Here is a 14274-nt window from a genome sequence, read left to right as displayed (position 1 = left end):
TTTTATTGATGAATACACATCTATCCATTTTAAACGAAGTAAAGGAGGGCAATTTTAAGGTTTTGGCAAGGGCACTAACTCTCGTTGAGAACAATCTTGCACTAGCAGATTTGCTTCTTCGAGATTTGGATAGTAAAGCACATGTTCCTGTTGTGGGTATAACTGGCCCGCCAGGAGCTGGTAAAAGTACCTTGGTTAATGCGATAACCAATCATTTTACTGCTTTAAATAAAAAGATAGCAATCTTAGCGATTGATCCAACTTCCCCATTCAACTTTGGCTCTTTGCTTGGTGATAGAATCAGGATGTCGGCTCAGTTTAATAAGCCAAATGTTTTCATTCGTTCTTTGGCAACCCGAGGGGCTCTTGGCGGTATTTCTGCAAAAACCATTGAAATGGTAGATGTATTAAAAGCAGCTAATTTTGATCTTATTTTAATTGAGACCGTTGGTGTGGGACAATCTGAAGTAGAAATTGCTGGTTTAGCAGATAAAACAATAGTTGTGTTGGTGCCTGAATCGGGTGATGAAGTGCAAAATATAAAATCGGGTTTAATGGAAATTGCCGATTGCTTTGTTGTGAATAAAGCCGACCGCAATGGAGCCGATACATTTGCCAATAATTTGAAAAAAATTATACATCAAGGTGTTAAATCAATCCCGATTTTAAAAACTGTGGCAGATAAAAATGAAGGCGTTGAAGAGCTTTGTAACTGGGTTATCAAGCCGGTAGAATCTGTTAACGGTAGGAAAGAATTTCTTTTTGCTGAGAAAGCTTGGAAAATAATCCAACATCGAAAAATGCAAGGAATAGATAAAAAAAGGCTCCGTGAGGGCATTCACGAAGCCTTAAAAAAAGATGACTTTAATATTTACCGCTTTGCAGATAACTTTTTGGGTAAAGACTAAATTTATACTCAAACTATTTAACCAAACTTTTTTAATTCATCAGGTTTTCAATTTCCTCAGCTTCTACCGGAATATCGGCCATTAAGTCTATATTTCCAGAAGCAGTAATTAATATATTGTTCTCCAAACGGATGCCTAATCCTTCTTGTGGGATATAAATGCCAGGCTCTACTGTCAAAATGTTTCCAACTGCAAAAGGGGTATATCGCCCAGCAAAATCATGCACATCAATTCCTAAATGATGCGAAGTTCCATGCATAAAATACTTTTTGTAAGCAGGATAAGTTTCGCTTTGATTTTTTACATCAGCAATTGAAATCAATCCTAAGTTAACCAACTGCTCTGTCATAATTTCCCCAACTTGCTCGTGGTAAGTATTCCAAACGGTATTTGCAACGATGAGTTTTGTTGCTTCTCTCATTACATGTAAAACAGCTTTATAAACATCTTTCTGCCTTTTAGTAAAACGACCGTTAACTGGGATAGAACGACTCATATCAGCATTATAATTGGCATATTCTGCTCCAAAATCAAATAGAATCACATCACCATCCTTACATTCTTGGTTGTTATCGTTATAATGAAGGATGTTTGCATTATGCCCAGATGCAATGATTGGAGTATAAGCATGGCCCGTTCCGCCCTGTCGAATAAATTCGTGAATAATTTCAGCTTCAATTTCGTACTCCTTAACACCAGGCTTGGTAAACTTTAGTACACGTATAAATGCATCTCTGGTAATTGCACAGGCTTCTTTGGTAAGTTCAATTTCGATATCAGATTTTATGGCCCTCAATCCACGCATAATGGGCGCCGCACGCTCATATTTATGTAAGGGGTATTTTGAACGAATTTCTTCAATGAATCGGATGTCGCGATAAGGCACTGTATGTGCATAGCGGTCATTTTCATTTGTGTTTAAGTAAATATGGTCTGCATAGTGCACAATGCTTTGCAGGATATTGTCAAAATCTTCCAACCAATAAATACTTTCGATGCCAGAGGCGGCTCTCGCTTGCTCTTTCGTGTACTTATATCCCTCCCAAACTTTTATGTAATCATTTGTCTGTCTTAAAAACAGGACTTGTCTGTACAATGGATTAGGACAATCGGGGTAGAGGAGCAATATCGTTTGTTCTTGATCTATTCCTGATAAATAAAATAAATCTGGATTTTGTTTAAAAAGGAAGTTTTGATCGCCACTTCTAGGAAACTCATCGTTTGCTTGAAAAATAGCTAACGAGTTGCTTTTTAGCTCTTTAATAAAATTATTTCTGTTTAATATGAATAGTGATTGATTGATGGTGGGATATTTCATAATTATCGTGTTTTGAACATAGTAAAGATCAAATGTAAGAAAATGATCAATTATGGTGAAGTTTGGAACGGAGTTTGTATAAAAGTTTGAAAATTTAAAATTTTGTTTAATTTTGCGATTACTTAAAAAATTAATCAATTAAATTGTTTAACCCTTAAAAAAGAAAAAGATTATGAATTATTCTACTTTAAAGAAAAGTGTTGCACTTTCTTTAGTGGCATTAACAGGAGTAGCTACTCTTGCTGTCGCTCAAGATGCGCCTGCAACAACTTCTTCAACCAAGGTATTTGGTGGAAGAGGACAGTACAGAACTTGGTCAATCGGTGTTAACGGAGGTGTTTTAGCTCCAGTTATCGCTATCGGCGGTTCAAATGACTTCAACAAATGGGATGTTAACTTAGGTTACGGCTTAAACATCCGTAAACAATTAGGTCACTCATTCGCTTTAGAATTAAACGGATTACGTGGTAAAGTTTCTGGATCTAACGATTTAGCTCAGTCAGGTGCTGGATCAACTGCTAGAGAATTCGAAACAGAATTACAATACGCAGTAGATTTACGTGGTGTTGTTAATGTTGGTTCAATTGATTTCTTACGTCGTGAGAACTCAGTAGGTTTCTTCTTAACTGCCGGTGGTGGTTATTTGGCTTATGCTCCAAAAGTAACTAACAACAATGGTTCAGTAACTGATTGGAAAGGTAATGCTACAGGCCCTGCAGGTGATAGACATGAAGCTAAAGATTACGTTAAAGGTTTCTACATTCCAGTTGGTGCTGGTGTTAAATTCAAAGTTTCTGAGCGTGTTAACTTTAACTTAGGTTACACCATGAACTTTGTTGACGCTGATAACTTTGATGGAGTTTATGCAAAAGGTACTACTAAAGATCACTTCTCTTACGGTTATGCTGGTTTAGAGTTCTCTTTAGGTTCTTCTGCTAAACCTAGCTTAGAATGGTCTAACCCATTAGCTACAATGTATGACGAATTAAAAGATCCAACTTTACGTCAAGAAGTTGAAGCTTTAAAAACTCGTGTTACTGCTGTTGAAAAATCTGTTGAAGATTTGAAAAAAGATACTGATGGTGACGGTGTTGCTGATCAATTCGATAAATGCCCAGGAACTCCTGCTGGTACTGCTGTTGATGGTTCAGGTTGTCCTCTACCAGTTGCAGCTCCTGCTACAACTACAGCTACTGGTGTAACTGGTTTCGAAAAAATCGGTTTCGATTTCAACTCATCAGTTTTAAAAACTGAGTCTTATCCAACTTTAGATAAATTATCTTCAGTGTTACGTGAAAACGGTGGTAAAGTAACTGTAAACGGTTACGCTTCAAGCGAAGGTACTGCTGCATATAACTTGAAATTATCTAAAGACAGAGCAAACTCTGTTAAAACTTACTTAGTAAACTCTGGTGTTAACGCTAGTCAAGTTGCTACTAAAGGTAATGGTGAAGCTAATCCAATTGCTTCTAACGATATTGAAGAAGGTCGTATCCAAAACCGTCGTGTTGAAACTGCTAGAAACTAGTATTTCAATATAAAGTTTAAGAAAAGGCTCCGAAATTTCGGAGCCTTTTTTTTTGTGCCTTTTTTTTCCTGTATTCAGGTTTTTCACTAAGTTTGCTATATGTACTTCTTTAGAAAAAAAGATCCGACTCGGCCAAATAATATTAACCTCAAAATTATGCATATCATTAATGCATTGGCCATTTCTGTTTTTCTAGCAGGCATCATTTATAAGCTTATTCAGTGGCTTATCAAATAATTAAATAACTTCTTACCTTCATTATGAAAGAAATCATAAATACATCCAGTGCTCCAGCACCGATTGGTCCATATAGTCAAGCTGTAAAAGCAGGTAACTTTTTATTTGTATCTGGTCAGGTGGCCATCAATCCAGAAAATGGCGAGTTAAACATTGCTAATATCGAAGAAGAAACGCACCAAGTTATGCGGAATTTAAAGGCCGTTTTATTGCAGGCCGAATTAACTTTTGATCATGTTGTAAAATCGACCATCTTTTTGAGTGATATGGGCACCTTTGCTCAGGTGAACGAAGTTTATGGTCAGTATTTTACTGCAGATTTTCCAGCACGCGAAACCGTTCAAGTATCAGTATTACCTAAAAACGTTAATGTGGAAATTTCTGTGATTGCCATAATTGGATAATTTTGGCGACAAGCAAAAGCAAATACTTTTTAGCAGGCATTATTCCGTACATCATTTGGGGAACTATGTCTATTCCGTTACGAAATTTAAGGGGCTTTCCTCCGCAAGAAATCCTATACTATAGAATTTTTGTTTCGATAATTATGGTTTGGGCAATGATTTTATTGTTCAGGAAGGAAGCACTTAAGAAAGATTTAACGTTTGTTAGGTCGCTTAGTAGGGCTAAAAAGAACAGGTTGCTAATTTTAACCATTGTATCTTCTGCACTTATAACGGGAAATTGGTTTACCTACATTTATGCCGTAAACAGCATCAGTTTAAAATCTGCTGCATTTGCTTACATGGTTTGTCCGCTTTTAACGGCGCTATGTGGGTTTCTTATTTTAAAGGAGCAGCTTAGCAAGGCAAAGATAACAGCGATGATCATTGCGCTCATCAGTATCTTATTACTGGCTACCGGATCATTCCATGAAGTGCTTTGGGCCGTCGTTATTGCTTCCTTTTATGCTTTATATGTTATTGTATTAAAGGTGATTAAAGATGTTGATAAGTTTAATTTTTTGGGTGTACAATTGATTTTGTCGGGTTTACTTATGTTGCCCATGTATCTTATCCGTTCAAATGCTTTTCCAATTGATGGTTTTTTCTGGGCACATATCTTTTTAATAGCAATTGTATTTACCATTGTACCTCTTTTTTTAAACGCTTATGCACTATTGGGTATGCCCTCGTCTGCTTTGGGGATTCTAATTTATCTGAACCCAATTGTTGCATTTGCAGTAGCCTTTTTATATTTTAAGGAGAAAATTGATGTGCATCAAATTTTTGCTTATTTACTTTTGTTGCTCTCGATACTTATATTTAATGCACAATTGATAAAAAGTGTTGTTTACAAAAAACAGTAAGGATTTTGTTTAGCTCGGTTTTAGATACTCCTGTTGAGTTTATAAAGGGCGTTGGTCCAACTCGTGCCGACGTTTTAAAAAAAGAACTCGGCCTGTTTACCTATCAAGATCTTCTCTCGCACTATCCATTTCGATATATTGACAGGACCAAATACTTTAAAATTAACCAAATCAATTCGGATTCTCAGTACATTCAAATTATCGGTAGGGTAATTAGTAAAAAAGTTATTGGAGAGAAACGCGCCAAAAGAATTGTTGCGGTTTTTAAAGATGATACCGGCTTAATGGAGTTGGTTTGGTTTCAGAGTTTAAAGTGGGTTGATGAAAATATCACCGTTGGGCTAGCCTATGTTGCCTTTGGGAAGCCAAATTTTTTCAATGGAACATTCAGCATTTCTCATCCGGAGATGGAATTGTACCAAAATAAGCCAACGGGTAGGGGAAACTTAACCTTGCAGCCCGTTTACAATTCAACCGAGAAGCTTAAAAAATTTAACCTCGATTCAAAAGGATTGCAGCGTTTAATTGCGGGTTTACTGGATCTGGTTATTCCACAGGTTGTTGAAAATTTACCTCAATACATTTTAGATAAGTATCAGTTGCCAAGTAAAAAAATGGCTTTGCTGAACATTCATTTCCCTAAAAATCAACAAGATTTAAATGCTGCCGAAAGGCGATTGAAATTTGAGGAATTATTTTTCATTCAGCTTCAGTTATTAAATAACAAGCATCTTCGGGCATTAAAATTTAAGGGGGTTAACTTTGATAAAGTTGGTGAAAAGGTAAACCGCTTTTATAAAGAATTTCTACCTTTTGAACTTACGAATGCTCAAAAACGTGTTATTAAGGAAATTCGGTTAGATACCCAACGTGGGGTTCAAATGAATCGGCTTGTTCAGGGCGACGTAGGCAGTGGGAAAACGGCTGTAGCCTTGATGAGTATGCTGCTTGCTAATGACAACGGCTATCAAGCTTGTATGATGGCACCTACTGAGATTTTAGCTCGGCAACATTACGCATCCATCACCGAATTGGTTACTGATGATTTGGTAAGGGTTGCCATCTTAACTGGAAACAGTAAGAAAAAAGAAAGAACCATCCTTCATAAACAATTGGAAAGTGGGGAAATCGATATCTTAATCGGCACACATGCCTTGATAGAAGATAAAGTTCAATTTAAAAATTTAGGTTTAGTTGTGATAGATGAGCAACACCGTTTTGGCGTTGAGCAAAGGGCAAAACTTTGGCGCAAAAGTTTTATTCCACCACATATCCTGGTGATGACGGCAACACCCATTCCGAGAACATTGGCCATGACTTTATACGGCGATTTAGATGTATCGGTTATCGACGAATTGCCAGCGGGTAGAAAACCAATTGAAACTAGACATCTTTTTGAAGGACAGCGAATGCGGATGTTCGGTTTTATGAAACAGGAAATCGCGAAAGGAAGGCAGGTTTATGTTGTTTATCCTTTGATTAAGGAAAGCGAAAAATTAGATCTTCTTCACCTTGAAGCTGGTATAGAACAAATGAGTTATCAGTTCCCTCGCCCAGATTACCAAATGAGTATTGTACACGGCCAAATGCCTAATGCGGATAAGCAGTTTGAGATGCAACAATTTATTGATGGCAAAAGCCAGATTATGGTGGCCACAACGGTGATAGAGGTTGGTGTAAACGTACCGAATGCTTCTGTAATGGTGATTGAGAATGCTGAACGTTTCGGTCTCTCTCAGCTGCACCAATTGCGTGGAAGGGTAGGAAGAGGTGCAGAGCAATCTTTTTGTATTTTAATGAGTGGTAATAAGCTGAGCAAGGAGGGGAAGGTACGGTTGGAAACGATGGTACGAACCAATAATGGATTTGAGATCTCGGAAATTGATTTGCAGCTTCGTGGCCCGGGAGATATTACCGGCACACAACAGAGTGGTGTTCTAGATTTAAAACTAGCTGACTTGGCAACAGACCAGGTTATTTTACAGGAAGCTAGAAATACAGTAATTCAGATTTTAGAAGATGACATGCGGTTGGAGAAACCTGAAAATGCCTTGTTGAAAGCCTACATAAAGAAATTGGAGCGCGGCATTTCTTTCGATAAGATTTCTTAAATCATTTAGCTGTAAGGTTTGTGCATTGTGTTTAGAACCATTGAATTATTTACCTTTCAAAACGTAGTTTTGCAAAAAAAATATCTTTAAGTGATAGATTCCGACCCCAATCCAACAATAGAAAAACCAGACCCTTTTGCGGCCTTAAGGTTTAAAGAGTTTAGATCGTTTTTAGGCATGCGTTTCTTTTTTACACTCGCTTATCAGATGCAAGCGGTGGTTATAGGCTATCATATTTACGATTTAACACATGATGCTTTAAAATTGGGTTTAGTTGGCCTATGTGAAGCCATTCCGGCCATAGGCATTGCGCTGTACGGTGGCTACGTTGCCGATAAAAGTGAGAAAAGAGGATTGCTGATTAAGATATTTTCTGGGGTGTGGTTAGCATCGGTTTTGATGCTGATTATTACAAGTCAGTTTTTACATCTTAAAGAAGATTTAATCGTACTCATTATGTATGGTTTGGTTTTCTGCATTGGTTTAGCGAGAGGCTTTTTTGGTCCGGCAACGTTTTCGTTGATGGCGAAAATCATTCCTAAAGAATTATATCCAAATTCTAGCACTTGGAGCAGCAGTACCTGGCAGTTGGCAACAATTATTGGTCCGTTGTTGGGTGGTTTAATTAATTGGTTGTGGGGAATCACTGCGGCCTATAGTGTTATCGTTGCGCTGGTTTCAATATCACTAATCTGCATTTTTACGCTTAAAAAACACCCATCAACCTATATTCCGAAGGAAAACATTTTCCACAGTTTGAAAGAAGGAATAAGTTTCGTGTTTAAAACCAAAATGATGGTTTGGGCCATGAGTTTGGATTTATTTTCAGTGTTTTTTGGGGGTGCAGTGGCTTTACTGCCAATTTTTGCGAAAGATGTTTTCCATTTGGGTTCTTTCGGCTTAGGGATGATGCGTGGAGCAGCTTCTGCTGGTGCGGTTATTACCATGTTAGCGATGACCCGTTTTTCTCCAATGGGCAAACCTTGGCGAAACCTGTTGATTGCGGTTACGGGTTTCGGTTTAAGTATTATTTGTTATGGCCTATCTAAAAATTTCTATCTAACGTTGTTCTTTTTATTCTTGGAAGGCTCTTTTGATAGCGTAAGCGTAATCATCCGACAAACAATTATGCAATTGCTCACGCCTGACGAAATGCGGGGGCGGGTCTCTGCTGTTAATAGTATGTTTATCGGATCATCCAACGAAATTGGCGAATTTGAATCGGGCTTAACCGCAAGATATATGCGCCTTGTTCCTGCGGTAGTTTTTGGTGGCAGCATGACGATTGCTATTGCCGCATTGACTTGGTTTAAAACGAAATCGCTCACGAAATTGAGTTTGCAGGATATTAATGAGCAAACCACGAAGTAAAATGAAGCTCTTTGGTTACTGAGTGGCACCAAGGAAATTTTTGGCGTGCTCGAAGCTACAGCGTTGCAGATGTTTCCGTTGAAATATTCAAGTCCTGTGGATTACGAGGTGCCTTCTCATACTACATCTTCTTACATTTAGAACATACTCTCCAAATCGGAGTCATTTTCTGCGTAACAATCTTGGTTAAATCAAATCTTAAATAAAAACACAAAAAATGAATTTTATAGGGAACATCATCTGGATCGTTTTTGGCGGTATTTTTATTTTCTTCGAATATATCATCGGTGGATTAGTGCTTTGCTTAACTATTGTTGGCATCCCGTTCGGTATTCAATGTTTTAAATTTGCAGTTGTCGGTTTGGCACCATTTGGGGTAAAAATTACAGATACCTCATCAAATACAGGTTGCCTATCAACCATAATGAATATTATTTGGCTTTGCTGTGGTGGTTTTTGGATTGCTTTAACGCATTTGTTTTTTGGCTTGTTGTTGTGCATAACTATCGTCGGAATTCCCTTCGGAAGGCAGCATTTTAAATTGATGAATTTGGCTTTTACTCCATTTGGAAAATCAATTTCTTAGCGAAACCCAATCCAACAACATGCAAACACTATTAAATTAAACCGATAGCTTTGGAATGTGCAATGGCTTCTTCGCTATGCTTAAAAAGGCAAGAATGAACATCTTGCGCCTCTATTTTAAGCAACAATTGCTTCGTTTCTACTTCCTTTTCTGGCCTGATGTTTCGAATATAAACCGCTTGGATGTTTTGCGGATATTTTTCTACAATGGCTGCGTAAATGGCTGGATCTTGCTGAGAATTATCGCCAAAGAAAACGAATTTTTGATTCGGAAATACATCCAAAATACGCATTACCCGAAGTAATTTCCCTTCGTGACCTGTTTTACCGGTTTTAATTAAATCTTTCCAACGTTTTAAGGTATTTAAAAGAAAAGCACCATCAGGCAGTTGATTAAATTTAAAAGTCTCAATCAAATAATCATACAAGTTCCATTCGCTGCTGCTTACATAAAAAAAAGGATTTGGCTGATTTTCGGAAGTATGTGAAAGTGCCAATTGCTGGTAATGGCTTGAAGCGTTTGGAAATGTTTTGCGGGTATGGGGGTTTTTAATAAAAAGTTCTCTTAATCGTTTGGCAATAGTTGCCGAATGAGAAATCATCACCGTATCATCTACATCCGAAATAAAGGCATACTGTGTGATATGGGGTACATAAATTTTCCCTTTACCAACATTTAAAACCAAGTTATCATTCGATAAAGCTTCTACCGTAACATCGTGCCAGCCAGCCGGAACATCGGTATTAGCTCCCCATTCAAACTTAAAAAAACCATCGGTTTCGGTTGTATTGTAAATGGTTTGACCAAAAAATTGAAGCCTCACCTTTACATTGGGATATGGTTTAAGGATGAAAAGTTTTAGAAGATGGACGATGTTCACAAATAAATTGTTGCTGTAAACTTGTTTGCTTTTGGCTTTCCTTTTAAACACATGGCCATAAACAACCAAGTTATGGGTGTGGCCATAGCCGTGGTAAACTTTAACACTTACAGATTTATTCATTGTAGTTAAAACAGAGTTTACTAAAAGTTGTTTGTGTTGTAAACCCATTAAGATTAACGGCATGAAATTACTATTCATAATTAACCCAAGCTCAGGCAGTCACGATATTAATTTAAAGGAAGTAATTTCGGCGCACTTTAATGATAAAGAAACTGAAATTGATTTATTTGAGCTTCCAAAAGATTGTGACTTAGATAAAATTAAGAAAAAAATTAAGGCTTCGAACGCAGATAGGGTGGTTGCTGTTGGTGGCGATGGCACCCTGAAGTTGGTAGCTGAATGTTTATTAAGAACGGATACACCAATTGCCATAATTCCCGCAGGTTCTGCCAATGGAATGGCTAAAGAATTGGGCATACCTACGGATATTGAAGCTGCCTTAGATTTAGCCGAGAGCGGAACACCGAAAAAAATTCATGTAACAAAACTGAACGATGAAATCTGCATTCACTTATCAGATTTAGGGTTCAATGCGTATTTGGTTAAAAAGTTCGATACATTATCAGAGCGTGGGATGTGGGGTTATGCAAAAGCCACTTGGCATGCCTTATGGAACCACAAAAGAATGGAAGTAGAGCTGAAACTTAAAGGCGAAACGGTTAAATCTCCTGCGGCAATGGTAGCCTTTGCAAACGCAACTATGTATGGATCGGGCTTAAAAATCAATCCCGATGGAAAACTAGATGATGAGCTCTTTGAAGTAATCTTAGTAAAAGATTATTCCTATCTCGAAATCTTAAAAATTTGGGTAACCAACATCCCCTTTAATCCTAAAAAAATTGAAGTTTTCCAAACAGCAGAAGTTAAAATAACCTCAAAGCATAAGGCTCATTTTCAGGTAGATGGGGAGTATATTGGTAAAATAAATACGGTTGAAGCTAAGATAATTAAAGATGCTATAGCCGTGATCGTTTAACTTAAAGCACCGCGGTGGATTTTGATGGTATAGTACAATCTAAAAAATTCAGCAATAAAGCAGAGCTTAAAAAAAATATCGAACCAAACTTCTTTTAGGTTAAGCAGTTCTGGAAGAAGGGTTATGAAGCCAATTGAAAATACCCACACCACCAAACGAAAAGGGAATTGCAGGTAATACGCAATAAAGCCAAACTTTTTGAAAAGGAATAAGCCCACTGCCGAGACAAAAAGAGAAATGAATAAGGGTAAAGTTAAAACTACCCTGGCCTGAGATAAAAATTCTTGAGGGATTTCATTAAGATGAGTAACAATGGCCCAGAAGGGCTGAGCCAATAAAATAATGCTAATTACATCTAAAAATGCAAAGAATTTAACGGTGTATCGCATTTATTTACAGTATTGGGCAATGTATGGATCGGCTTTGGTGCTGCCCATATTCTTTACAAAAGTAAAATCCTCGCAAGCACCTTGTTTATCGCCTTGTTTAATTTTCTTTAAACCATCTTTAATTCGTTCATCTAAATACTCATCATCTATACCAAGCTGATTTTTAATGGCGATAATTTGTGCTTCTTGTCCGGGCTTAGAAAGATCTATATTTTTATAAAAATTGATAACCGTTTTGATTAGGTTTTCTTCATTTTCGTAAGCTCGTATCGCCTCCTGAATCTCGCGTTCACTTCTTCGTTCACAATTATAACCAGATAGTTTAAAATTAACTGGCACTACTACTGAGGTTGTGGTGTCATAGCCAGCTGGAATTTGCCATTTGCCACCGCTCATTCTAATCAAGCGTAACGCTTCTTGGTCTAACTCGGTAATAATGCCTTTGGTTACTTTAGATGAATATACTTTTCCGGCGGCATCCAGTTTGAAGCTGATGTTTACAGTACCCTGAATGCAGTTGTTTTTCGAAAAGGAAGGATAAACGGTGTTTTCTCGTAAAAAATTTACGAAGCCAGCTTTACCTGTTTTAAACTGCAACTGCGCAACCGAGGCAGTGCACCAAAACAATAATCCCAAAAACAGCAACTTCTTCATTAAGCTAATTTACGCTTTCTAAAAACCTTTAATGCAAATAAAATGAAGTTTTTCATGTGTAAATGAGCGTTTTTAGGAATTATTTAAACGAACGATCATTAATTAAGCTGGTACTTTTACGCTTTACTAGGGCTTGGTAACCCAAAGCCACAGTTTAGAATCAAATTTGGGTCAGGGCAGTTTGCCAAATATTTTTCCCTTTCGCTAAACTTGCAAACGCCTGGGTAATCGCCTTTTAAACCTTGCATATCCCTAATGATTTGAAAATGTAAATGTGGCGGCCAAAAGCCATTTTCTTCTTTTGCACCCAATTCTGCAATTTTCGTTCCGGCGGGAATAAATTGGCCTTCCGTTAAATTATTTAGAGATGCCAAACTCAGGTGTCCATACAAAGCTTGAAATTTAAGGCCATCAATTTCATAGCCCAAAATAATGGTGGCGCCATAATCGCCAAAATTATTGTTATTGGCAAAGCTGTGCACTGTTGCATCGTAAAAAGTATAAATGGGCAAACCAACCGGGCCCCAAACATCAACCCCCAAATGTAACCGGCGCGGTTCTTCTTCAGTATCGAAATGTGCGCTTCTGGCGTAAATGGTTCTGTGTTCATTGTAGCCTCCAATTCCGTATCGAGCATTGTTATTAGCCAGTTTTTGGTTTACCCAAGCCGAAAACAGATCTGTATCGCCCAAAACTTCGGCCGTGAGTTCTTTATTAGTGACGGTAAAATCTAGTGGAAACAGTTGGTCCGTAGTCGAATCAAAATCAACAATTTGTTGAATTGCAAGTGCATTCGATTGTATAATCTGCTCAAAGGTTTTCATTATGGGTTTTACCTAAAAATATAAACGTAATTATAAATATAATGAGAGAGTGCGCCGCCTATTACAAATAAGTGCCAAAGCTCATGGCTGTGCATCCACCTATACATTTGCTTATCCTTGGCATAATAGTATGTGCCAGCAATGTAAAAAAGCCCGCCAAAAAGCAACCAAAATATGGCTCCAATAGGCAAGGTTCCAAGCATTTTTTGGAGTAAGGGAACAATTAAGCAGCCCATTAAAATGTAAATGCTCAAAGAAAGGGCGGTACTTTTAAGTCGGTTAAAAATTTTAAGTAAACAGCCAACAAGAGCAATAACCCATACAATGGCAAACAGGCTCCAACGCAACCATCCATCAAAAACCAACAAAGCCGTTGGGGTGTAAGATCCCGCAATCATCAGGTAAATGCAGCAATGATCAAATTTTTGCCAAAAACGTATTCCATAATCAGTTGATGGATAGCCATGATACATAGCACTTACGCCAAATAGAACAAATGTAGCGATGCTGTAAATCCAAGCAGCTGTATATTCAATTGGGGCATTACATTTTTCCAATAAAAGGTATCCTGCCGGAATTGCCAATAATGCCGGAATGAAATGCGTAAAGAAATTAACGGGTTCTCTTATGCTTCTCACCAGAAACTATTCTTCGCCTTCCTCTTTTTGTCTCGGTTCTTTAGCAATTTTATCAAAAAGATGATCCATCTTTTCTACATATTCATTTGTATCATCAACAAAGAAATTAAGTTCGGGCACAACCCTTGCCTGATGGCGAATTCTAGCCCCTAACTTATATCTAATCTCGCCGTTATGCGCATTAACGGTATTAATTGAAAGTGTTGTATTGGTGGTATTAAAAAAGCTCAGATAAACCTTCGCAACAGATAAATCTGGAGATACCCGAACCCGTGTAATAGTAACCAATGTGTTGGGCAAAAATGCACCACCCTCACGCTGAAAAATTTGTGCCAATTCTTCTTGTATTACTCCTGCAAATTTTTGCTGACGTTTACTTTCCATAATATTTTCTTCTTCGTTATTGCAAGGCACAAAATGCTTCTAAACAATGCCATTGATAGTGTGCATTCACATCATTTGTACCTCGAAACAACGGTTTA

16 protein-coding genes are annotated in these 14274 nt (G+C 37.6%); 9 read left to right on the top strand and 7 right to left on the bottom strand.

All coding sequences use genetic code 11. The annotated features are described in order from the left end of the window. Positions 1 to 8: 8 nt before the first annotated feature. A complete protein-coding gene (meaB, locus tag DHW03_RS14710) occupies positions 9 to 908 on the top strand; it encodes a methylmalonyl Co-A mutase-associated GTPase MeaB (RefSeq protein ID WP_109926571.1) in 900 nt (299 codons plus the stop codon). 31 nt (positions 909 to 939) lie between these two features. Here the strand turns inward: meaB and DHW03_RS14705 are convergent, their stop codons facing one another. Further along, positions 940 to 2226: an aminopeptidase P family protein gene (locus DHW03_RS14705; protein ID WP_109926655.1), complete on the bottom strand. Its 1287-nt coding sequence runs from the start codon at positions 2224 to 2226 to the stop codon at positions 940 to 942. 172 nt (positions 2227 to 2398) lie between these two features. On the opposite strand from DHW03_RS14705, the gene DHW03_RS14700 reads away from it, so the two are divergent. The 7 genes from DHW03_RS14700 to DHW03_RS14675 all read left to right on the top strand — a co-directional run bounded on the left by DHW03_RS14700 (position 2399) and on the right by DHW03_RS14675 (position 9368). Continuing rightward, on the top strand, positions 2399 to 3754 hold the full coding sequence (locus DHW03_RS14700) for an OmpA family protein (RefSeq protein WP_109926570.1): 1356 nt from the start codon (positions 2399 to 2401) through the stop codon (positions 3752 to 3754). A gap of 99 nt (positions 3755 to 3853) precedes the next feature. Further along, positions 3854 to 3991: a DUF6728 family protein gene (locus tag DHW03_RS19640; protein WP_317046816.1), complete on the top strand. Its 138-nt coding sequence runs from the start codon at positions 3854 to 3856 to the stop codon at positions 3989 to 3991. A 23-nt stretch (positions 3992 to 4014) separates the two neighbouring features. Continuing rightward, positions 4015 to 4395: a RidA family protein gene (locus DHW03_RS14695; RefSeq protein WP_109926569.1), complete on the top strand. Its 381-nt coding sequence runs from the start codon at positions 4015 to 4017 to the stop codon at positions 4393 to 4395. 2 nt (positions 4396 to 4397) lie between these two features. Continuing rightward, positions 4398 to 5300 carry an EamA family transporter gene (locus DHW03_RS14690; protein WP_109926568.1) on the top strand — a complete coding sequence of 301 codons (903 nt, stop codon included), beginning with the start codon at positions 4398 to 4400 and terminating at the stop codon, positions 5298 to 5300. Positions 5301 to 5305: 5 nt separating this feature from the next. Then, on the top strand, positions 5306 to 7411 hold the full coding sequence (gene recG / locus DHW03_RS14685) for an ATP-dependent DNA helicase RecG (RefSeq protein WP_109926567.1): 2106 nt from the start codon (positions 5306 to 5308) through the stop codon (positions 7409 to 7411). A 93-nt stretch (positions 7412 to 7504) separates the two neighbouring features. Continuing rightward, positions 7505 to 8782, top strand: coding sequence for an MFS transporter (locus DHW03_RS14680; RefSeq protein WP_109926654.1), 1278 nt, complete (start codon positions 7505 to 7507; stop codon positions 8780 to 8782). 217 nt (positions 8783 to 8999) lie between these two features. Continuing rightward, on the top strand, positions 9000 to 9368 hold the full coding sequence (locus tag DHW03_RS14675) for a YccF domain-containing protein (protein ID WP_109926566.1): 369 nt from the start codon (positions 9000 to 9002) through the stop codon (positions 9366 to 9368). Positions 9369 to 9399: 31 nt separating this feature from the next. On the opposite strand, the gene DHW03_RS14670 is transcribed toward DHW03_RS14675, so the two are convergent. Beyond that, entirely contained in the window at positions 9400 to 10449 is a 1050-nt protein-coding gene (locus DHW03_RS14670; protein WP_240618548.1) for an App1 family protein, read from the bottom strand. On the opposite strand from DHW03_RS14670, the gene DHW03_RS14665 reads away from it, so the two are divergent. Then, entirely contained in the window at positions 10433 to 11287 is an 855-nt protein-coding gene (locus DHW03_RS14665; RefSeq protein WP_109926565.1) for a diacylglycerol/lipid kinase family protein, read from the top strand. The genes DHW03_RS14670 and DHW03_RS14665 overlap by 17 nt on opposite strands. On the opposite strand, the gene DHW03_RS14660 is transcribed toward DHW03_RS14665, so the two are convergent. The 5 genes from DHW03_RS14660 to rbfA form a co-directional block, all read right to left on the bottom strand. Beyond that, positions 11284 to 11676, bottom strand: coding sequence for a hypothetical protein (locus tag DHW03_RS14660; protein WP_109926564.1), 393 nt, complete (start codon positions 11674 to 11676; stop codon positions 11284 to 11286). The two genes, DHW03_RS14665 and DHW03_RS14660, sit on opposite strands and share 4 nt — an antisense overlap. Then, the gene (locus DHW03_RS14655; RefSeq protein WP_109926563.1) at positions 11677 to 12330 is read right to left on the bottom strand and encodes a TonB family protein; all 654 of its coding nucleotides are present in this window, start codon (positions 12328 to 12330) and stop codon (positions 11677 to 11679) included. A gap of 116 nt (positions 12331 to 12446) precedes the next feature. Continuing rightward, on the bottom strand, positions 12447 to 13154 hold the full coding sequence (locus DHW03_RS14650; protein ID WP_109926562.1) for a peptidoglycan DD-metalloendopeptidase family protein: 708 nt from the start codon (positions 13152 to 13154) through the stop codon (positions 12447 to 12449). Between the two features lie 8 nt (positions 13155 to 13162). Continuing rightward, positions 13163 to 13792: a PAQR family membrane homeostasis protein TrhA gene (trhA, locus tag DHW03_RS14645; RefSeq protein WP_165825426.1), complete on the bottom strand. Its 630-nt coding sequence runs from the start codon at positions 13790 to 13792 to the stop codon at positions 13163 to 13165. 6 nt (positions 13793 to 13798) lie between these two features. After that, positions 13799 to 14176: a 30S ribosome-binding factor RbfA gene (gene rbfA / locus DHW03_RS14640; protein ID WP_109926560.1), complete on the bottom strand. Its 378-nt coding sequence runs from the start codon at positions 14174 to 14176 to the stop codon at positions 13799 to 13801. Positions 14177 to 14274: the final 98 nt, after the last annotated feature.

This window comes from Pedobacter yonginensis (assembly GCF_003173595.1).
GTDB lineage: Bacteria > Bacteroidota > Bacteroidia > Sphingobacteriales > Sphingobacteriaceae > Pedobacter > Pedobacter yonginense.
The sequence above is the reverse complement of the archived record's forward strand: the minus strand, read 5'-3'. Positions and strand labels throughout refer to the sequence as shown.

Excerpts from the sequence above, each read along its gene's own strand:
- DHW03_RS14695 (WP_109926569.1), top strand. The coding sequence starts at position 4,015 with ATGAAAGAAATCATAAATACATCCAGTGCTCCAGCACCGATTGGTCCA.
- DHW03_RS14650 (WP_109926562.1), bottom strand. The coding sequence starts at position 13,154 with ATGAAAACCTTTGAGCAGATTATACAATCGAATGCACTTGCAATTCAA.
- meaB (WP_109926571.1), top strand. The coding sequence starts at position 9 with ATGAATACACATCTATCCATTTTAAACGAAGTAAAGGAGGGCAATTTT.
- DHW03_RS14660 (WP_109926564.1), bottom strand. The coding sequence starts at position 11,676 with ATGCGATACACCGTTAAATTCTTTGCATTTTTAGATGTAATTAGCATT.
- DHW03_RS14700 (WP_109926570.1), top strand. The coding sequence starts at position 2,399 with ATGAATTATTCTACTTTAAAGAAAAGTGTTGCACTTTCTTTAGTGGCA.
- DHW03_RS19640 (WP_317046816.1), top strand. The coding sequence starts at position 3,854 with ATGTACTTCTTTAGAAAAAAAGATCCGACTCGGCCAAATAATATTAAC.
- DHW03_RS14675 (WP_109926566.1), top strand. The coding sequence starts at position 9,000 with ATGAATTTTATAGGGAACATCATCTGGATCGTTTTTGGCGGTATTTTT.
- DHW03_RS14705 (WP_109926655.1), bottom strand. The coding sequence starts at position 2,226 with ATGAAATATCCCACCATCAATCAATCACTATTCATATTAAACAGAAAT.
- DHW03_RS14655 (WP_109926563.1), bottom strand. The coding sequence starts at position 12,330 with ATGAAGAAGTTGCTGTTTTTGGGATTATTGTTTTGGTGCACTGCCTCG.
- DHW03_RS14665 (WP_109926565.1), top strand. The coding sequence starts at position 10,433 with ATGAAATTACTATTCATAATTAACCCAAGCTCAGGCAGTCACGATATT.
- DHW03_RS14670 (WP_240618548.1), bottom strand. The coding sequence starts at position 10,449 with ATGAATAGTAATTTCATGCCGTTAATCTTAATGGGTTTACAACACAAA.
- rbfA (WP_109926560.1), bottom strand. The coding sequence starts at position 14,176 with ATGGAAAGTAAACGTCAGCAAAAATTTGCAGGAGTAATACAAGAAGAA.